15 protein-coding genes and 2 pseudogenes are annotated in these 18518 nt (G+C 69.4%); 9 read left to right on the top strand and 8 right to left on the bottom strand.

Going from position 1 to position 18518, the window contains the following annotated elements:
* Positions 1-354 precede the first annotated feature (354 nt).
* The 4 genes from LG380_RS07580 to LG380_RS07565 all read right to left on the bottom strand — a co-directional run bounded on the left by LG380_RS07580 (position 355) and on the right by LG380_RS07565 (position 6047).
* On the bottom strand, positions 355-1455 hold the full coding sequence (locus tag LG380_RS07580; protein WP_225764345.1) for an HlyD family secretion protein: 1101 nt from the start codon (positions 1453-1455) through the stop codon (positions 355-357).
* Positions 1452-3122 carry an MFS transporter gene (locus LG380_RS07575; RefSeq protein ID WP_225764344.1) on the bottom strand — a complete coding sequence of 557 codons (1671 nt, stop codon included), beginning with the start codon at positions 3120-3122 and terminating at the stop codon, positions 1452-1454. Before LG380_RS07575 ends, LG380_RS07580 begins: the two co-directional genes overlap by 4 nt.
* Positions 3119-3682: a TetR/AcrR family transcriptional regulator gene (locus LG380_RS07570; RefSeq protein ID WP_225764343.1), complete on the bottom strand. Its 564-nt coding sequence runs from the start codon at positions 3680-3682 to the stop codon at positions 3119-3121. The genes LG380_RS07575 and LG380_RS07570 overlap by 4 nt, the downstream gene beginning before the upstream one ends.
* A 151-nt stretch (positions 3683-3833) precedes the next feature.
* The gene (locus LG380_RS07565; RefSeq protein ID WP_225764341.1) at positions 3834-6047 is read right to left on the bottom strand and encodes a TonB-dependent receptor; all 2214 of its coding nucleotides are present in this window, start codon (positions 6045-6047) and stop codon (positions 3834-3836) included.
* 116 nt (positions 6048-6163) lie between these two features.
* Here LG380_RS07565 and LG380_RS07560 point away from each other — a divergent pair, with 116 nt between their 5' ends.
* Positions 6164-6574, top strand: a complete 411-nt coding sequence (locus tag LG380_RS07560) for a MerC domain-containing protein (protein ID WP_225764339.1) — start codon at positions 6164-6166, stop codon at positions 6572-6574.
* 107 nt (positions 6575-6681) lie between these two features.
* Positions 6682-6864: a 30S ribosomal protein THX gene (locus LG380_RS07555; protein ID WP_225764337.1), complete on the top strand. Its 183-nt coding sequence runs from the start codon at positions 6682-6684 to the stop codon at positions 6862-6864.
* Positions 6865-6965: 101 nt separating this feature from the next.
* On the opposite strand, the gene LG380_RS07550 is transcribed toward LG380_RS07555, so the two are convergent.
* The 3 genes from LG380_RS07550 to LG380_RS07540 are packed head-to-tail and all read right to left on the bottom strand — an operon-like array spanning position 6966 to position 10233.
* A complete protein-coding gene (locus LG380_RS07550; protein ID WP_225764336.1) occupies positions 6966-8207 on the bottom strand; it encodes an ectonucleotide pyrophosphatase/phosphodiesterase in 1242 nt (413 codons plus the stop codon).
* A gap of 38 nt (positions 8208-8245) precedes the next feature.
* Positions 8246-8761: a methylated-DNA--[protein]-cysteine S-methyltransferase gene (locus LG380_RS07545; RefSeq protein WP_225764335.1), complete on the bottom strand. Its 516-nt coding sequence runs from the start codon at positions 8759-8761 to the stop codon at positions 8246-8248.
* Positions 8758-10233 (bottom strand): DNA-3-methyladenine glycosylase 2, encoded by a 1476-nt coding sequence (locus LG380_RS07540; RefSeq protein WP_225764334.1) that lies wholly within the window; start codon positions 10231-10233, stop codon positions 8758-8760. The genes LG380_RS07545 and LG380_RS07540 overlap by 4 nt, the downstream gene beginning before the upstream one ends.
* Positions 10234-10392: 159 nt before the next feature.
* Between LG380_RS07540 and LG380_RS07535 the strand changes: the two genes are divergently transcribed.
* The 4 genes from LG380_RS07535 (at position 10393) to ubiM (ending at position 13824) form a co-directional block, all read left to right on the top strand.
* Positions 10393-11505, top strand: coding sequence for a hypothetical protein (locus LG380_RS07535; RefSeq protein WP_225764333.1), 1113 nt, complete (start codon positions 10393-10395; stop codon positions 11503-11505).
* A gap of 65 nt (positions 11506-11570) precedes the next feature.
* Positions 11571-12116: a DUF4019 domain-containing protein gene (locus LG380_RS07530; protein ID WP_225764332.1), complete on the top strand. Its 546-nt coding sequence runs from the start codon at positions 11571-11573 to the stop codon at positions 12114-12116.
* Between the two features lie 60 nt (positions 12117-12176).
* Positions 12177-12569 carry an MAPEG family protein gene (locus LG380_RS07525; protein ID WP_225764331.1) on the top strand — a complete coding sequence of 131 codons (393 nt, stop codon included), beginning with the start codon at positions 12177-12179 and terminating at the stop codon, positions 12567-12569.
* A gap of 67 nt (positions 12570-12636) precedes the next feature.
* Complete coding sequence (ubiM, locus tag LG380_RS07520) at positions 12637-13824, top strand: 5-demethoxyubiquinol-8 5-hydroxylase UbiM (RefSeq protein ID WP_225764330.1); 1188 nt, start codon at positions 12637-12639, stop codon at positions 13822-13824.
* Positions 13825-13827: 3 nt separating this feature from the next.
* Here the strand turns inward: ubiM and LG380_RS07515 are convergent, their stop codons facing one another.
* Positions 13828-14046: an RNA-binding S4 domain-containing protein gene (locus LG380_RS07515; RefSeq protein ID WP_225764329.1), complete on the bottom strand. Its 219-nt coding sequence runs from the start codon at positions 14044-14046 to the stop codon at positions 13828-13830.
* Positions 14047-14257: 211 nt separating this feature from the next.
* On the opposite strand from LG380_RS07515, the gene LG380_RS07510 reads away from it, so the two are divergent.
* From LG380_RS07510 to LG380_RS07500, 3 genes and pseudogenes are all read left to right on the top strand, one after another.
* Positions 14258-16147, top strand: a complete 1890-nt coding sequence (locus tag LG380_RS07510) for a DEAD/DEAH box helicase (RefSeq protein WP_225764328.1) — start codon at positions 14258-14260, stop codon at positions 16145-16147.
* 41 nt (positions 16148-16188) lie between these two features.
* Positions 16189-17697: pseudogene (locus LG380_RS15890) on the top strand (sensor domain-containing diguanylate cyclase); the annotation flags it as partial.
* Positions 17594-18511: pseudogene (locus LG380_RS07500) on the top strand (GGDEF domain-containing phosphodiesterase); the annotation flags it as partial. The pseudogenes LG380_RS15890 and LG380_RS07500, both read left to right, overlap by 104 nt.
* Positions 18512-18518: the final 7 nt, after the last annotated feature.

Raw genomic sequence — 18518 nt, 5'->3', positions numbered from 1 at the left:
CACCAAGGGCTCGCAGGTACGTGCTGCTAGCTGGCGGCGGTAGCCGGTCATCACGGGATGGTGGCTGGGTGCGGGCATGGTCCACCGTCCTTGATGGTTGATCGGCGGGCACGAGCCGGAACCTTTTCCGTTGTAAGGGCGCCCAGTGCGCCACCTTTTATAGGTGGGAGAGCGAGGGCGCAACCCTTATGCAGGTCGTCCTGCTCGATGATTGCGTTTGTGCAAAGGCGGGATGCTGTCCGGATCGAATCGAGGTACCCGGTCGCCATTTCCGCGGTATGCCGTGTGCAGCAGTCAGGCAGCGGGAAGTGAACAAAGCCGCGCAACGCGCGGCTTTTGGTCCGCCATCAGGGTTCAGCTGTGACTGGAGGGATCGGCAGCGGTGTCCACGTCCACCACCACCGACATGCCCGGGCGCAGGCGTGCGGCCAGCGGCTGGTCGGGGTCGATGGCGATGCGGACCGGCAGGCGCTGCACGACCTTGGTGAAGTTGCCGCTGGCGTTGTCGGCCTTGAGCACGGCGAATTCCGAGCCGGTGGCCGGGGCCAGCTGCTCGATGCGGCCGTGCAGTTCCTGGCCCTGGAAGGCATCGACGCGGAACGTGGCCGGCTGGCCGGGCGCCATCTGCCAGGTCTGGCCTTCCTTGAAGTTGGCCACCACCCACAGGGTGTCCGGCACCAGGAACAGCAGCTGGCTGCCGGCGGTGACGTACTGGCCCAGGCGCACGCTGGCCTCGGACAGCTGGCCGTCGCGCGGGGCACGGATGACGGTGTTCTCCAGGTCGATCCGTGCCATTTCCAGTGCGGCCTCGGCGGTGGCGACGCGGGCCTCCAGGCCCTGGCGGGCGACGCGGGTGGCAGTGAGGTTTTCCTCGGCGATGCGGATGGCCGCCTGCGACTGCACCACCCCGGCGCGGGCCACCTGGGCGCTGCTGCGCAGCCGGTCGCGGTCGCTGGCCGAGACCAGCTGCTGTGCGGCCAGTTGCTCGTAGCGCTGCAGTTCGGTGCGGCTGCGCTGCTGCTCGGCCTGGCCGGCGGAGAGGTCGGCGCGCGCGGCGGCGATCTGTGCGCGGCCCTGCGCCTGGCTCTGGTCGGAGTTGGCCAGCGCGGCGCGGGCGGCGGCCAGCTCGGCCTCGGCCTGTTCGACCTTCTCGCGGTAGACACGGTCGTCGATCTTCAGCAGCGGCTGGCCGCGGCGCACGTGGTCGAAGTCGCTGACCAGCACCTCGGTCACATAGCCGATGACCTGCGGTGCCAGCACCGTGACCTGGCCACGCACGTAGGCATCGTCGGTACGCACATGAGTGCTCTGGAACGGGCCGATCTGCCAGGCGCGCAGGATCAGCAGCACGCCGGCCACGGCCACGAACGCCATCAGCCAGACCGAGCGCCGGCTGGGAAGGATGTACTTGGGCGCGGTGCCGGTGGCAGGCGCCGGGGCGGTGGGGGATGTCATCGTCTCTCAACCTCGGGAACGGGGCCGGCGCTGGTGGCCGGTCGCAGGAACAGGGGGCGCAGGCGGCGCCAGATCCAGGTCAGGGCGACGCTGCCGAGCAGGTAGCCCAGCGCGATCCAGCCACTGAACGCGAATACGTCGTTGTAGGCGCGCACGTTGGCCTCGCGGCGTGCGCCCTGGGCCAGCTGCGCGGCGGCAAGGGCCTGCTGCTGCAGCGGGTCGGTGGTCTGCGTGGCCAGCAGCGGTTGCAGCTGCCGCAGGCGCTGCTCGACCACGGCGTCGCCACGTTGCAGGTGTGCGGTGAGCTGGGCCGAATGCAGGTGCTCGCGGTGCAGCTGGTAGCTGCCCAGCGCGGCCGAACCGGCCAGGCCACCGAAGGTCTGGGTCAGCGACAGCAGCACGATGAACGACACCACATGGTCGGTACCGCGGGCCAGGGTATGGCGGAAGCCGATCAGCATCAGCGGCCCCATGAACATGCCGGCACCCACCGCGCCGAGGAACTGGCTCAGGGCGAAGTCCATCGGCCGGTCCATGCTGGTGCGGTGCTGGTCGAGCAGGGCGGCGGTGCCGATCAGCAGCACCGACGCCGCCAGCTGCGGGATCAGCGACTTCGGGCCGAACGTCAGCGCACTGGCGGCAATACCGATCACCACGCCGGCCAGGATCACCGCGAACAACGGCGCCATCTGCTCCGGGCCCATGCCCAGGGTGCGCATCAGCCCGACCATGCCGTAGCTCTGCTCGTTGGTGAGCAGGCGCAGCACGAAGGCGCCAAGCATGAACTGCAGCATCGTCGGGCTGAAGATCCAGCGGATCTGCAGCAGCGGCCGCTCGCGGTGATGCTCGACCAGGAAGGCGGCCCAGCCCAGGGCCAGCGCCACGCACAGCGCCCAACCCAGCCACGGCGTGTCCAGCCACCAGCGCACGTAGCCCTGGCACAGCACCGCGACCAGGATCGCCAGCGCGGGGGCGAGCAGGGCGAAGGTGAGGAAGTCCTTGCGCTCCAGCACCCGGGTCTGGATGCCCGGCGGCAGCTTGAGCACCACCACCGCGGCGAACGAGCACAGCGCCATCCCGGCCTCGAACAGGTACAGGTTGTGCCACTGCCCCAGGTCCATCAGCGTGGGTGAGATCAGCCAGGCCACCGGCACCGCCAGCTGGGCCAGCCCGACGCCGATGATCAGCATCCTGGCCACGTACCGGCGCGGCATCGCCTGCAGCATGTACAGCGTGCCCAGCGTGGTGCAGGCCGCACCGGCGAAACCACTGGCCGCGCGCACCGCCAGGGTGGTGGCGGGGCTGCCGACGAACAGGTGCAGCACCGCCAGCGCCGCGTAGATGCCCAGCCCCAGCTCGGCGAACAGGCGCATGCCGTACTGCTGGCGGAACTTGAACAGCAGCAGGTTGGCCGAGACGTTGGCCATCAGGTAGGCGGCCAGCAGCCAGTTGCCCTCGGCCGGGCTCAGCCCGAGCTGGCCCTGGATCTGGGGCAGATTGGCGCTGACCAGCGCGTTGCCGAGGCCGCCGGTGAGCGCGACCAGCACGGCGATCGCGGCGTAGGCCGCGTGCCGGTGCGGCGGATGCCACGGGTAGGACGCGGTGCCGGGCAGTGCCGGCTTCTCGTGTTCCTCCCAGTCCGGGACAGGCCTGAGGTACTCGCTCACGCCGGCGTGTCCGTTGCGGACAGGCCGGGGCGCAACAGTTCCAGTGCCCGCCGCGCCAGCTGCGCGCGTTCGCTGCGGCTGCGGCCGCGCAGGGCGGCGCCCAGCATGCTGGAGACCAGCGAGATGTCGGCCACCTGCAGGTCACCGCGGCACAGGCCGGCGTCCTTGGCCCGCTGCAGCGGACCGGCCATCAGGTCCAGGATCTGCTGGCGCGCCTTGCGGATCGCCGGATCGTTCTGGTCGACCGCGCGCCAGTAATCGGCCAGCGCCGGTGACTGCACGATGCGCCCGGCCATGCCGCCGAGCAGTTCGAACAGGGCGTCATCGCGGTCGCCGAGTTCGGCGATGTGGGCGCGGATCCTTTCCACCGTGCGCTGGAGCATTGCCTCCACCAGCGCGGTGCGGTCGGGGAAGTTGCGGTACAGGGTGGCGCGGCCGACGCCGGCGCGCTCGACCACCAGGTCCAGTGGCGCGGTGATGCCGTGCTCCCCGAACACCGCGTCGGCCGCGTCGAGGATCTGCGCACGACGGGCGGCGGCATCGGAACGTAGCGAGGTCATGGCGCTCATTATCCGGACAAAAGTGTCCGATTCCAAGGCAGCCGGGTATCGCCATGGGGGCGGGGTTCAGCCGCCGCCGCGATCGGGGAGCAGAAAACGACGAAGCCCGCCGCCAGGGGGCAACGGGCTCCGGGAGGGCCGGATTACGCGGTCAGAACCAGGCGCGCAGGCCGAAGGCCACGCCGCGACCGGGCAGCGGGGCGTAATCGCGCAGCAGCGAGGTATGTGGACGGACCTCGCGGTTGGTCAGGTTGCTGCCATCGAGGAACAGCTCGAAGCTGTTGTCCCCGCTGCGGTCCCAGCGATACGCCAGGTGCACATCGACCAGGGTGTAACCCGGGCTGGGCGCCTCGTCGGCAGCGACATTGTCCTGTGCGCTGTAACGCACCGCGCCGAGCGACGCGCGCCAGCCTTCGCGCGACCAGCGCAGGTCGGCGCCGAAGCGGGTGGGGGCGATGCGCGGCAGATGGCCGCCGTTGGCCAGCTCCACGGTGTAATGGTGGGCGTGGTCGCCGTGCGGCACGGCCACGTCGGCCACGCGCGCGCCGCTGCCATCGAGCCTGGCGTGGACATGGTCGCCGAACAGGCGCAGGTCCCAGTCGCCGCTGCGGCCGCCGTCAACCAGGTGCAGCAGCGCCTCGGCTTCCACGCCGCGGAAGGTAGCGTCCTGCTGGGTCCACAGCCGCACCGGCAGCGCGTCCTCGACCACACCGGTGTCGGCCAGGTAGATGAAGTCGCTGAAACGGGTCTGGTAGACCGAGGCCTGCACGTCCAGGCGATCGGTGTGCGTGTGCAGGCCCAGCTCCACGCGGTGGCCGCGCTCGGTACGCAGCCCGGCATCGCCGATTTCCAGCGAGCGGGTGGCCACGTGCGGGCCGGCGGCATACAGCTCCTCGTTGGTCGGCGCACGCTCGGAGCTGTCCACGCCAAAGCGCAGGTCGACGGCTGGAGTCACCGCCCAGATGCCGGCGGCCGACAGGTTGGTGGCGTTGAAGCTGCGGCGTGGCAGGGTCCCGTCCGGGGTCAGGCGCACGCGCTCGTGGCGGCCGCCCACTTCCAGCTTGACCGGCCCGAAGCGCTTTTCCTGCAGCACGAACAGGCCCAGAGAATCGGTATCGGTATCGGGCACGAAGGCCTCATCGCCCAGCGCGCCGAAGTCACTGCGCGAGAACTGCAGGCCGAAGGCGCCATTCCAGCCGCCGAGTTCCTGCTGGACGGCTTCCAGCCGGCCTTCCAGGCCGCGGTTGCTGAAGCGGGTGGAGGCACTGCCGTCCTCCAGCTCGACGTGCTCGTAGTCGGTGTACGCCGCGCGCAGGTTGATGTTCTTCAGTGCCGGCAGCGGGTCGCGGATGCCGGTCTTCAGGTCCAGGCGGTTCTGCACCATGTCCACGCGCACGTGGTGGTCGCCGGCTTCCGCGTCGTGGCCGTGGTCGTCGTCGTGATCGTGATCGTGATCGTGGTCATCGTCGGTGTGGACGTGGGCACCATCGGGGATGCCGTAGTTGCTGCGGTAGGTGCTTGCCGCCAGGCCAAACCACGCGCCCTCGCCGAGCCAGGTCGCACCGACACCACCGGCGTGGGTGCGGATCGAACTGTTGTCCAGACGGCCGCGGCGCTGCGTGTCGGCCTCATGGTCGTGATCGTGATCGTCGTGCCCATCGCCGTCGTGGTGTTCGAGCTGGGCCACGCCGGGGATTCGGTAGTCATCGCCGTTGCGGACCAGACCATCCACGTGCAGCACCCAGTCGCGGTTGACGCCATCAAGCCGGAACATGCCGCTGCGCTCGCCGTTCAGCGTATTGCCGCGCAGCTCGGCGCGACCACTGAGCGGACGATCCGGCAGCTCGCTGGCGATGCGGCCGTCCACGACGTTGACCGCACCGCCGATGGCGCCGCTGCCGAACAGCAGGGTCGCCGGGCCCTTCAGGACTTCGATCTGGTCGGCGAGGAAGGGCTCGACGCTGGTGCCGTGGTCGGCGCTGACGGTGGAGGCATCGGTATTGGCAACGCCGTTGGACAGCACCTGCACGCGCGGACCTTCCTGTCCGCGGATGATCGGCCGGCCCACGCCCGGGCCGAAGTAGCTGGTCTGCACGCCGGGCAGCTTGCCGACGGTGTCACCGAGGGTGGCAGCCTTGAGCCGGTCCAGCTCCTCGCCACTGAGCACCTCCACCGGGCGTGCCAGTGACTCGGCCGTGCCGGCCAGCGGCGAGGCGGTCACCTGGACGGTGCTCAGCTCGGTCATGTGCTGGTCGTGGCGGGAGGCGGGCGGTTCGTTCGCGGCCATCGCCCAGGGAGAACACAGGGCAGTCAATGCAATGGACAACGCGTGGCGCTGGAACGGAAGCGGGGAAGTGGAGGGCATGGTCTGTTACTGTGTATCAGTCGTGGGGCGCGCCGACCCGTCAAGCAGGCGTGAGGGGAGGGCGTGGAATGATGTTATATTATTCCATAACGAGTCGCCGCCCAATGCTGGAAGTCATGCCCCACACCCCGTTGCGCCATCTGCTGGACCGTTTCGGAGCAACCGGTTCGCTGCTGTGCGCGGCCCACTGCGCCGTCATCCCGCTGCTGCTGGCCCTGGCGCCGTCGCTGGGGTTTGCCCTGTGGCTGGGCGAGGACACCGAGCGTGCGCTGGTGGTGTTCGTGTCGCTGCTGGGGCTGACCAGCCTGGTCTGGGGATACCGCCGCCATCGCGTGATCCGCGCGCTGGCCGTGCTGGTGCCCGGGCTGATCGCGTTGTGGGCCGGGCTGCTGTACGAACCGCTGCACCTGTCACTGGTACCGCATGCGATCGTGATGACGGCAGGTGGCGCGCTGGTCGGTATCGCCCACCTGATGAACCTGCGCCTCAACCACAGTCACGTTCACGACGCCAGCTGCGCGCATTGAGGCGGCCATGTTAGGCTTCCCGATCTTGCGCGGGGGCGCCGTGTGCGGCCTCGCCAAACCCGTGTCAGAACGGGGTAAATTGATTTTCAGACTAAAGGAGCGACGACATGGGTAAGGGTGACCGCAAGACCGCCAAGGGCAAGCGCTACAACGCCAGCTACGGCAATTCGCGCAAGCACGTGCTGAGCAAGGTGGCCGTGGGCGCAGGCGCTCCGGTTGCCAAGAAGACCGTCGCCAAGGCCCCGGCCAAGAAGGCCGTTGCCAAGAAGACCGTCGCCAAGGCCAGCTGACAACAGCGGCCGGTGGTTTGAAGAACGCGGCGCCTGGCGCCGCGTTTTTTTATGCCCGCAATCCGGGGCAAGGATGCGGTCTACCGGGTGGCCGCGACGCCTCAGGGCGTCGACTGGCGCAGGGCCGGCAGCAGGGTCTGCGGATTGCCGTCGTTGGGTGGAACCGACAGGCCAAGCAGGCGGGTCAGCAGCGGATAGACATCGACGTTGTCGAACACCGGAAGCGTAGTGCGCTCGCGGAACGACGGGCCCTTGGCCACGAACACCGCCTGCATCGAGGGCAGCGCCGGGTCGTAACCGTGTGCACCGCGGGTGCCGGGCTTGAGTCGGGGGCGGTAGGCGGCGGGCATCGCGGCCCAGCCTTCCTCCATCTGGCAGACGATGGCGGGGATCCGCGGATGGCTGCCGTAGTGCCAGCGCCCTGGCAGCTGTTCGCGACGCCAGCAGGCGTAGTGCTCGTGCTCGCCGAGCAGATGGCGCTCGGCCGCTTCCTCCTGGCCGGGCAGCGGGGTGAAGCCAACCGACTGGCCGGCGGACACCACCCTGGCCACGGTCGGCGGCACCATGTCCTCGGTGATCACAGCATGGCCATCGGGCACCGCGGCCATGCCGTGGTCGGACACCACCACCAGGTCCACGCGATCGAGCAGCTGGCGGTCGCGCAGCCCATCGAGCAGCAGGCCGATCGCGCTGTCGACCACTTCCAGTGCCGCGCGGTATTCGGCCGAATCCGGGCCATGGTCATGCCCGGCCTTGTCGACGTGCTCCATGTACAGCGTGACCAGGCGCGGACGCTCGCTGCCCGGTTGCTGGAGCCAGCCCAGTACCTGCGCGACGCGGTCAGGAAGGGAAACCGATTCGTCGTAGATGCGCCACTGGCGCGGACGCACGCCCTGGATCGGCGCTTCGCTGCCCGGCCACGACCAGGTCGCGGTCGGGAGCCCGGCCTTCTCGGCGCTGACCCACAGCGGTTCGCCACCCCACCAGCGCGCGTCGGTCACCGCATCGCGGTCGCCGAGCCGGAACATGCCCAGGCCGTCTTCCCACATGCTGTTGTGGACGATGCCGTGGCGGTCCGGGCGCAGGCCGGTAACGATCGTGTAATGGTTGGGGAAGGTCAGCGACGGATAGGACGGCCGCATGCCCTCGGCATGGACGCCCTCACGCGCGAGCTGCTGCAGGTTCGGGGTAGCACCGCGATCGAGCATGTCCGCGCGCAGGCCGTCGATGGACACCAGCACCAGTGTCGGCGGCGAAACGGCGGCGGCTGGAGCAGGCGCGGTGCTGCAGGCCGTGGAAAGGGCGGCGACGGCCAGCGCCAGGACAAAACGGATCGAAATCATCCGTACATGATAGCCCCGGCGACGCCCCGGACGCCGGCTCAGGTATTGCCGAACAACTGGTTCTTGCCGGTTTCCAGGCCACTTTCCAGGTTGAGCAGGAACGCCTTGGTTTCCACGCCGCCGCCAAAGCCGGTGAGTGCGCCGCCACTGCCGATCACGCGATGGCAGGGCAGCACCAGCGGCAGCGGATTGCGTCCATTGGCCGCGCCGACCGCACGGCTGGCGGTGGGCTGGCCGATGTGGCGTGCCAGCTGCACGTAGCTCCAGGTCTGGCCGAACGGAATGGCGGCCAGCGCCTGCCACACCCGCAGCTGGAACGGCGTGCCCTGCGGCTGCAGCGGCAGTTCGAAGGCGGTGCGCTCGCCGTGCAGGTACTGCAGCAACTGCGCGCGGGCTGCCTGCAGCAGCGGCTGGCCCGGATCGTGGCGCCACAGTTCACGGCCGCGCGCGTCATGGCGGTTGCGCGGAAACAGGATGTGGCGGATGGCTGCATCGTCGGCGGCCACGGTGAGCGGTCCGATCGGGGAGTCGAAGGTGTCGAAGGCGAGGGTCACGGCGGGTCTCCCTTGAGCGGGGCTGGGTTGGCGGCCAGATGCCAGAGGTGCAGCACGGCGTAGGCGCGCCACGGCCGCCACGCCTGCGAGCGGGCTTCAGTGGCGCGTTCGCTGAGGCGGGCGCCCTGGCCGAGGACCTGCTGCAGCACCAGGTCGCCAGCGGGGAAGGCATCGGGCAAGGACAGGGCGCGCAGGGCGATGTAGTGCGCGGTCCACGGGCCAATGCCGGGCAGGGCCACGCAGCGCTGCACGAAGTCTTCCAGACCCTGTCCGCTGCTGAAATCCAGCTGCCCGTCGCGGCAGGCGATGGCCAGCGCACGCAGCGTGGCGGCACGCGTACGGGGCAGGCCGATGCCTTCCAGTGGCGCGTCGGCGACTTGGGCGGGTGAGGGGAACTGGCGGTCCAGCCCCTCGGGCATGCCAGCCAGCGGTTCGCCGAACTGCTGTACCAGGCGGCTGGCCAGGGTGGTCGCTGCGGCGACACTGACCTGCTGGCCCAGCACCGCACGCACCGCGACCTCGAAACCGTCCCAGCCACCGGGCACACGCAGGCCGGGGCGCTGCCCGATTGCACCGGCCAGCAGCGGATCACGCGCCAGCGTGGCGTGCACCGTGCGCAGGTCGGCATCCAGATCAAACAGGCGCCGCACCCGCCTCACCAGCTCGGGAATGCTGCGCGGATCCACGTCGCCCAACCGCAGCAGCAGTTCCGGCCGGCGTGGGTCGGCCCGGACCTCCAGCACGCTCGCCCGGCCCGGGCTGCCGACCACGCGCCGGTACACCGCACTGTCGATCACTTCGATGCCGGGAATCGCGCGCCTGCGCAGGAATTCCAGCATCGCCGCGAAATCCAGCGGCGGCCGGTAGCCGAGCCGCAACACCAGCTCGCCACCGGGCACCTGGCCACGCTGGCGCCGGATCGCGGTTGGCGGCATGCCGCAGCCGCGCAGGAAGGCGTCGTTGAAGCGGCGCAGGCTGTTGAAGCCGGCCGCCATTGCCACATCGGTGGCCGACAACGCGGTCTCGGTCAGCAGCTGCTTGGCCAGCAGCAGGCGACGGTTGGCGTGGATCTGCGCCGGGGTGGCGCCAAGCCGGGCAACGAACAGGCGCTGCAGCTGGCGCGCGCTCAGGCCCAGGCGTGCGGCCAGCGCAGTGACCGGCTGCTCCTGCAGCAGGCCCTCGGCGATCAGTCCCAGCCCGCGACGCAGGGTTTCCTCCTGCAGGTGCTGCTGTGCCTCCGGTGCCAGTTCCGGGCGGCAGCGCAGACAGGGACGGAAGCCGGCAGCGGCCGCAGCGGCGGCGGTGGGGTAGTAATCCACGTTGTGCCAGCGCGGCGGCGGCGCCGGGCACACTGGCCGGCAATAGATGCCGGTACTGCGCACTGCGGTGAAGAACACGCCGTCGAACCGCGCGTCGCGGGCAAGACGGGCCTGTTCGCACAGCTCATAGGTGGGCAGGGAGGCCGGATGCATGGGGGCCAGTCTAGACGCGCCGACCGTGCCGGACTGGCCATTTCCGGACATCAATGTTCGATGCCGCGTGCGGTTTAGGGCAGGTTCCGGTGGGCACCGGAATCGGCACTAGACTGGAGGGCCTGGCGCGCTGCGCCCCGTTGGATGCCGATGTTGTCCATGCTGCCAAAGTCGAGCTGGTCATTGCTGTTGTGTCTGGGACTTGTCGCCTGCTCCAGGCCGGAAACTGCCGCGCAGGTCACGGCCGACACGGAGTTGCCGGTTGCCGCCGTGGTCGATGGCAACAACCTGGTCTCGATCAACGCCGCCGACGTCGAAGCGCCGCCACCGGTGCGGTCCAAGCAGTGGCATGATATCGAACTGGACGATGGCAAGGCCTTCATCAGTTGCGGCACTGACTACCTGGACGAAACCGGCGATGGTGAACAACTGCCGGCGCTGGACCGCGAGTCGATCGAGCAGGCGTTGCAGCCCTGCCAGGAGCGCGGCCTGCTGCGCGTGCGCTACACCGGCAAGATCAACCCGGCGTTCTCGGAAATGATGCGGCGCCTGGCCACCGTGGCCGATGCGCAGCAGATCCCGCGCCGCATCCTGGACCTGGATTCCAGTGGCGGCCAGGTGGAGGCGGCGATCGTGGCCGGCGACAGTATCGGCGAGTCGAACTGGACGATCTGGGTGCGTGAAGGCTCGATCTGCCACAGTGCCTGCGTGTTCGTCATGGCCGCCGGCGACAACCGGCTGATCTCCGGCAAGGTCGGCATCCACCGGATGATGCGCATCAGTTCCAAGGCAACCTCGCGCGCCGAGCTCAACCAGGAGCTGCAGGAGGTCTACGACAACGTCAAGGACTACCTGCAGCGCAATGGCGTGGCCGTGGGCGTGGCCGACCTGATGATGACCGTGCCCAACCGCAGCGTGCGTCTGCTCACCGAGGACGAGCTCAAGCAGTTCGGCCTGGACGGCACCAACGCGGTGCAGGACGACCTTGACCGGATCAAGCAGATGCGCAAGTGCGGCGATGACTTCGTGCGCCGCAAGGACGCCTTCCTGGTCGCCTTCGACCAGCAGTGCAAGGCCGAAGCCAACGAGATGGAAGCGCTGGTGGCCTGCGGCCAGGCGCTGAAGGAAAAATACGGTTTCCCGGACGAGACCTGCCCCGAGGAAAGCCCGCTGTCGGAAATCGACACCGCGATGATGCTGCCCACGCCGGCCCCGCCGGCCGCCACTGCCTCGGCCCCAACCGCCGCGGCCACGCCGGGTGCCGGCCGCTGACGTGATGCCGTGCGCATGTGCGCTGCCGTAGACTGCGGCGCACTGTCCAAACACGGAGTGGTGCCATGCGGTTGAACGCGGTTTTGCTGCTGTCCTCCCTGTCACTGGTTGCCGGCACCGCGCTGGCCCAGTCCACCGCCCCGGCCCAGCCCACGCCACAGCAGCAACCCGCCACCCGCGCACCCGCGCCGGCCGGTAGCCGCGCCGGCGCACTCACCCCGGCCCAGCAGGAACAGCAGGCCAGGCAGGACCAGGAAATGGGCCAGGCCGCGCTCAAGGTCGCGCAGCTGGTCGATGGCAACCGCGCGGGCGAAGTCTGGGACGGCGCTTCGGCGGTTGCCCGCAAGGCGGTTACCCGCGACGCGTTTGCCAGCCATATTGCTGCTGACCGGGGCCGCCTCGGCGCGCTGGTCTCGCGCGGGCAGCCGTCGGTGACGCGCGTGCAGTACGGCGCCGGCGCGCCGGTGCCGGAAGGCCTGTACATCAACGTCAGCTTCCCGACCCGTTTCGCCAACGATGCCCAGCCGATCCGCGAGCTGGTCTCGTTCCGGCTGGACGAGGACCGCGTCTGGCGCGTGTCCGGCTACAGCGTGCGCGCGGCCAGCAAGTAAGCAGGCGTCACCCGGCGGTGGCCGACTGCGGCCGCCGTCTTCCACGATCGAGGAGCAGGCATGGATATCGAGATCCGCATGTTGGCCTGGACAGTGGTGCTGGGCCTGGTCCAGTTGCTGCTCGCCGCCGCGGGGATGACCACCCAACGCGGGGTGAAGTGGAATGCGTCGGCCCGCGATGGCGAGGCCAGGCCGCTGGCCGGCGTGCCCGGTCGCCTGGACCGGGCCTGGCGGAATTTCCTGGAGACGTTCCCGTTCTTCGCCGCCGCGGTGCTGGCGGTGATCGCCACCGGGCGCCAGGGCGAGACCAGCGCGCTGGCCGTGCAGCTGTATTTCTGGGCGCGCGTGCTCTACGTGCCGGTGTACGCGGCCGGCATCCCGTACCTGCGCAGCGCGGTATGGGGCGTATCGATGCTGGGCATCGCCATGCTGCTGTGGACCCTGCTGGGCTGATCCAGATCAAGGAGCCGGTGTGGGCCGGCCGCTAGCCTGCGCCGCTAGCCGATAGCGGGAGTGGGTCATGCAGGAAGTGGATGTCGCCATCGCCGGGGCCGGACCGGCCGGGCTGTGCCTGGCGCGGTCGCTGGCGCGCAGCGGTCTTTCGGTAGCGCTGATCGAGCCGCAGTTGCGGCAGGCGCTGGCCGAAGCCGCCTTTGATGGCCGCGAGATCGCCCTGACCCACGCCTCGCGGCAGATCCTCGAATCACTCGGCATCTGGCAGCGCATTCCCCCTGGGGAGATCTCGCCGATGCGCAGTGCCCGGGTAATGAACGGTACCTCGTCGTTCGCGCTCAATTTCACCAGTAGCCGCGCGGCGGGGCAGGACCTGGGCTGGCTGGTGCCCAACCACCTGATCCGCCGCGCGGCATGGGAGGTGGTGCAGGGCCAGGCCGGGCTGGAAGTGTTCGACGGCCGCAGCGTTACCCACATCGGGACCGGCGCCGAACGCAACGTGCTCACGCTCAAGTGCGGGCAGCAGGTCTCCGCACGGCTGGTGGCTGCGGCCGACAGCCGCTTCTCCGCGACCCGGCGGATGATGGGCATCGGTGCGCAGACGCGTGACTTTGGCAAGTCGATGCTGGTGTGCCGGATGCGTCACGAGATCCCGCACGGGCATGCGGCCTGGGAATGGTTCGGCCACGGTCGCACGCTGGCCCTGCTGCCGCTGCACGACAACTGCGCCTCGGCGGTGATCACCCTGCCGCCGCAGCCCGTGCAGGCGTTGATGGCGATGGACGAGGCACGCTTCGGCCAGGAAGTGACCACGCTGTTCGAGGGCCGGCTCGGGGCGATGGAGCCGGTCGCCAGCCGCCACGTGTACCCGCTGGTGGCGGTCTACGCCCACGCCTTCGTCGGCCACCGCTATGCACTGGTGGGCGATGCCGCGGTGGGCATGCATCCGGTCACCGCGCATGGCTTCAACTTCGGCCTGCAGAGCCAGCAGCGGCTGGCCGGGATCGTGTGCAAGGCCGCCGCGGCAGGGCGGGACATCGGCGCGGCCCCGCTGCTGGCCGGCTACCAGCGTCGGCACCGGTTGGCGACGCGGCCGCTGTACGAGGCCACCAATGCCATCGCCGGCCTGTACAACGATTCGCGGCTGCCGGCGCGGCTGCTGCGCGATGCCGCCCTGCGGGTGGCCAGCGGGGTGGGGCCGTTCCGCCGGTTGATCACCGGCCATCTGACCCAGCGCCGCGCGCTGGCCCGGTGAGGCTCAGGCAGCGTTGACCTGGATCAGCATGTCGCCGAGCTGGACCTGCTGGCCCGCGCGGATCTTGCAGGCCTTGCGCATCTCGACCTCGCCGTCGACCAGCACCTGGCCTTCGCTGATCAGCATCTTGGCCTCGCCGCCGCTGCTGACCAGGTCGGTCAGCTTGAGCAGGGCCTTCAGTTCGATGTACTCGCCCTGGAGCGTGAATACGGCGGTTGTCATGTCTTTGTTAACGCTGTAGTGGGCAAAAATGCATTATCCTCCCTTTCCTCGGGTCTAACCGTACTTCCGGCGTGCAGCGGTAGGGCCTCAGTTCCATTCGTGCCCTGATCGTTTTCCTGACAGTTCCCCTGGCAGTCCGCCCAGGGCGCAATCGTTGCGCCTTACCTTGCCCGTTCGCGTTTTCCGCGACGTGCTACCCGGAGTTACCCCCATGTCCCAGGAAACCCCCGCCCTGCGCTTCGCAGACCTTGGCCTGTCCGAGGCCGTGATGAAGGCGGTAGCCGACGTCGGCTACGAAACCCCCTCGCCGATCCAGGCCGCCACCATCCCCGCGCTGCTGGCCGGCCGTGACGTGCTCGGCACCGCGCAGACCGGCACCGGCAAGACCGCCGCGTTCGCGCTGCCGTCGCTGTCCAACATCGACCTGAACGCGCAGAAGCCGCAGGTGCTGGTGCTGGCCCCGACCCGCGAGCTGGCCATCCAGGTCGCCGAGGCGTTCCAGACCTATTCGGCGGCCATTCCCGGCTTCCGCGTGCTGCCGATCTACGGCGGCCAGCCCTATGGCCAGCAGCTGTCCTCGCTGCGCCGCGGCGTGCACGTCGTGGTCGGTACCCCGGGCCGCGTGATCGACCACCTGGACCGCGGCACCCTGGACCTGTCCGAGCTCAAGACCCTGGTGCTGGACGAAGCCGATGAAATGCTGCGCATGGGCTTCATCGACGACGTCGAGGCCGTGCTGAAGAAGCTGCCCGAGCAGCGCCAGGTTGCGCTGTTCTCGGCGACGATGCCGCCGGCCATCCGCCGCATCGCCCAGACCTACCTGAAGGATCCGACCGAAGTCACGATCGCGTCCAAGACCACCACCAGCGCCAACATCCGCCAGCGTTACTGGTGGGTGGCCGGCATGCACAAGCTCGATGCGCTGACCCGCATCCTCGAGGTCGAGCCGTTCGACGCGATGATCATCTTCGCGCGCACCAAGGCCGGCACCGAGGAACTGGCCGAGAAGCTGCAGGCCCGTGGCATGGCCGCTGCCGCCATCAACGGCGACATGCAGCAGGCCCAGCGCGAGCGCACCATCCAGCAGCTCAAGGACGGCAAGCTCGACATCCTCGTCGCCACCGACGTGGCCGCCCGCGGCCTGGACGTGGAGCGCATCAGCCACGTGCTGAACTACGACATCCCGTACGACACCGAAAGCTACGTGCACCGCATCGGCCGTACCGGCCGTGCCGGCCGCAGCGGCGAGGCGATCCTGTTCGTCACCCCGCGCGAGAAGGGCATGCTGCGTTCAATCGAGCGCGCTACCCGCCAGCCGATCGAGGAAATGCAGCTGCCGAGCGTGGATGCGGTCAACGATCACCGCGTGACCAAGTTCATGGACCGCATCAGCGAGACCCTGGCCGGCGGTGACCTGGAGTTCTTCCGCGAGCTGCTGCAGCGCTACGAAGGCGAGCGCAACGTGCCGGCGATCGACATTGCCGCCGCGCTGGCCAAGCTGCTGCAGGGCGATGCCCCGTTCCTGCTGACCCCGCCGGTGCGCACCCCGCGCCCGGAACGCACCGAGCGCCCGGCCCGCGACGGTGGCTTCCCGCGCCGTGAGGAACGTGGCGAGCGTCCGGCCCGTTTCGAGCGTGGCCCGCGCCAGGACGATGCCGGCTTCGAGCCGCGTCCGCGTCGTGAAATGCCGCCGCGTGGCGAACCGGAGTTCGGCATGGAGACCTACCGCATCGAGGTCGGCCACGCGCACGGTGTGAAGCCGTCCAACATCGTCGGCGCCATCGCCAACGAGGCTGGCCTGGAAAGCCGCTTCATCGGCCGCATCGACATCCATGACGACTTCTCGGTACTGGACCTGCCGGCGGACATGCCGACCGACACCCTGCAGCACCTGAAGAAGGTGTGGGTGTCCGGCCAGCAGCTGCAGATGCGCCGGGTCGAGCCGGGCGAGAACCTGGCCTCGGCACCGTCGGCCCCGCGCCCGTTCAAGCCGAAGTTCGGCGGCAAGCCCGGCGGCCGTGGCCCCGGTGCTCCGACCGGGCCGCGCCCACCGCGCCGCGATGGCTTCAAGCCCAAGGGCCGCGCAGCTTCCGACCGTTGAACCCCTGAAAGCCCCGCCCCCAAGCCGGGGCTTTCGCGTCCATGATCGTGACGGGATCCACACATGCCCGGGGCAGCCTTGGCCGGTTGATCGCGCGGGCCGCTCCCGGAGTCACCGGGTGCCCTTGGCAAGGGTGTGCGGCAGGCGGTCCAAGCCAAGGACCCTGGCAGGGGGAAGCAATGAGCACGCGCGGGGAAGTCGCTCGCCACAGCACGCGTACCGATCGTGCCGCCGGATGGCTGACCCGGCGTTTCCTCTTGCTGCTTGTTGTTGCCGCGGGCCTGGGCGGCCTCTCGGCCCTGATGATGGAACTGCAGGCCAGCTCGATTGCCTGGATTGCCGGCGAGGGTGCCTGGTCCAAGGGCCAGCAGCAGGCCGTGCATGCGCTCTACCGCTACGCCCAGCACGGCAGAGCCGAGGACCTGGCCGACGCGCATTACGCCCTGCAGGCGCCACTGGGCGACCGCGTCGGGCGGCTGGCGCTGGAGCAGGATCCGCCCGACCTGGAAGTCGCCCGCCAGGGCTTCCTCGAGGGCGGCAACCATCCCCGCAACATTCCGCGGCTGATCTCCAGCTTCCGCTACGCACGCAACTGGTCTTACTTCCGCGACGCGGTGCAGCTGTGGCGGCAGGGCGAGGTCGACATCCTGCAGCTGCAGACCATGGCCTACGAACTGGAGGCCGCCTACCGGCAAGGACCGTTGTCGGCTGAGCAGATCGAGGAATTCCAGCAACGGTTGCAGGTGCTGGACAACGAGCTGCGCGTGCTGGAGATGGCGTTCTCGCAGTCGCTGCTCGATGGTGCCCGCGCCGCACGCCAGGCCACGCTGCTGTTGTCGGCGGTATCGCTGATGGCACTGGCGCTGCTGTCGGTGCTGCTGATCCGCCGCATCCGCAACCATCTGGCGCAGAACGAAAGCCGCTTCCGCGCCGCCTTCCACCAGGCCACGGTGGGCATGATGAAGCTCGCCTCCGACGGCCGGGTGCTGGAGGCCAACCGCGCGCTGGCCACGATCCTGGACCGGCCGCCAGCCACCCTGCGCGGCATGTCGCTGGTCGAGCTGCTGCACCCGGACGAGCTGGCTGCCACCGACGGCGGCATCGACTGGCCGGTCCAGCTGCAGCCGGGCGAGCGACGTTTCTGCCGCGCCGATGGCAGCACCCTGTGGGCACGCTGGAGCGCCTCGACTGTGACTGCCGAGGACGGCGAGACACGGGTGATGGCCATCGTCGAGGACGTATCCCAGGCCCACGCGCTGGCCGAGGAAGTGGCCTGCCACGCCAGCCATGACGTGCTCACCGGGCTGATCAACCGCCGCCAGATCGAGAAGGAACTGCAGCAACTGCTGCAGCAGACGCGCAGCCGCGGCACCCGCCATGTGCTGTGCGTGCTGGACCTGGACCACTTCAAGCAGGTCAACGACACCTTCGGCCACGGCGCCGGCGATGCCTTCCTGTGCCGCTTCGCCGCCACCGTGCAGGCACAGCTGCGCCAGGACGACTGGCTGGGTCGCTACGGTGGCGACGAGTTCGTGCTGGTGCTGCCGGACACCACCCTGGACGGTGCGGAGGCGGTGCTCAAGCGCATCAACGACGCGCTGCGCAACGAGCTCTTTGGCGAGGGCCACGGCCACGCCAGGGGTGGGCTGCAGCATCGGCGTGGTCGAGATCAACCAGCGAGTGGCCGACCTCAACTGGCTGATGCGCGCCTGCGACAACGCCTGCTACGCGGCCAAGCAGGCCGGCCGCAACCGCGTGCACTACTTCCGCGGCAACGACCCGCTGCTCGAGCGCCAGCACGAGGGCCGCTGGCTGGACAACGTGCGCCGCGCCATCGCCGAGGACCGGCTGGTGCTGTTCGCGCAGAAGATCCGCTGCGTGGCCCAGCCGCAGGCGCTGTCTTGCGAGGTGCTGCTGCGCCTGCGCGACGACCAGGGCCAGCTGCGCTCGCCGGCCGAATTCCTGCCGGTGGTCGAGCGCGACGGCATGGGCACGTCGGTGGACCGGCACGTGCTGTCCTGCGTGCTGAAGGAACTGCGGCAGGCACCGCGGAAACTGGCCCGGCTGCAGCGCTGCAACGTCAACCTGTCCGCGCTGTCGGTGGGGCAGGCCGAGTTCCTGGATTTCGTCATGGCCGAGCTGTCCAGCGAGCCGGAACTGGCCCGGCGCATCTGCTTCGAGATCACCGAGACCTCGGCCGTCGGCAACTTCGCCCAGGCCCGGCGCTTCATCGCGGCCGTGCGCGAGCTGGGCTGCCATATCGCGCTGGACGACTTCGGCAACGGCCTGTCCTCGCTGTCCTTCCTGCGCCAGCTCTCGCCGGACGTGCTCAAGATCGACGGCAGCTTCGTGCTTGACCTGGACACCAACG

The organism is Stenotrophomonas sp. Marseille-Q4652 (assembly GCF_916618915.1).
Classification (GTDB): Bacteria; Pseudomonadota; Gammaproteobacteria; order Xanthomonadales; family Xanthomonadaceae; genus Stenotrophomonas.
The sequence above is the reverse complement of the archived record's forward strand: the minus strand, read 5'-3'. Positions and strand labels throughout refer to the sequence as shown.

What these genes read in the sequence shown, in the direction of transcription:
- LG380_RS07580 (WP_225764345.1), bottom strand. Translation starts at nt 1,455, where the DNA reads ATGACATCCCCCACCGCCCCGGCGCCTGCCACCGGCACCGCGCCCAAG.
- LG380_RS07570 (WP_225764343.1), bottom strand. Translation starts at nt 3,682, where the DNA reads ATGACCTCGCTACGTTCCGATGCCGCCGCCCGTCGTGCGCAGATCCTC.
- LG380_RS07565 (WP_225764341.1), bottom strand. Translation starts at nt 6,047, where the DNA reads ATGCCCTCCACTTCCCCGCTTCCGTTCCAGCGCCACGCGTTGTCCATT.
- LG380_RS07560 (WP_225764339.1), top strand. Translation starts at nt 6,164, where the DNA reads ATGCCCCACACCCCGTTGCGCCATCTGCTGGACCGTTTCGGAGCAACC.
- LG380_RS07555 (WP_225764337.1), top strand. Translation starts at nt 6,682, where the DNA reads ATGGGTAAGGGTGACCGCAAGACCGCCAAGGGCAAGCGCTACAACGCC.
- LG380_RS07550 (WP_225764336.1), bottom strand. Translation starts at nt 8,207, where the DNA reads ATGATTTCGATCCGTTTTGTCCTGGCGCTGGCCGTCGCCGCCCTTTCC.
- LG380_RS07540 (WP_225764334.1), bottom strand. Translation starts at nt 10,233, where the DNA reads ATGCATCCGGCCTCCCTGCCCACCTATGAGCTGTGCGAACAGGCCCGT.
- LG380_RS07535 (WP_225764333.1), top strand. Translation starts at nt 10,393, where the DNA reads ATGCTGCCAAAGTCGAGCTGGTCATTGCTGTTGTGTCTGGGACTTGTC.
- LG380_RS07530 (WP_225764332.1), top strand. Translation starts at nt 11,571, where the DNA reads ATGCGGTTGAACGCGGTTTTGCTGCTGTCCTCCCTGTCACTGGTTGCC.
- LG380_RS07525 (WP_225764331.1), top strand. Translation starts at nt 12,177, where the DNA reads ATGGATATCGAGATCCGCATGTTGGCCTGGACAGTGGTGCTGGGCCTG.
- ubiM (WP_225764330.1), top strand. Translation starts at nt 12,637, where the DNA reads ATGCAGGAAGTGGATGTCGCCATCGCCGGGGCCGGACCGGCCGGGCTG.
- LG380_RS07515 (WP_225764329.1), bottom strand. Translation starts at nt 14,046, where the DNA reads ATGACAACCGCCGTATTCACGCTCCAGGGCGAGTACATCGAACTGAAG.
- LG380_RS07510 (WP_225764328.1), top strand. Translation starts at nt 14,258, where the DNA reads ATGTCCCAGGAAACCCCCGCCCTGCGCTTCGCAGACCTTGGCCTGTCC.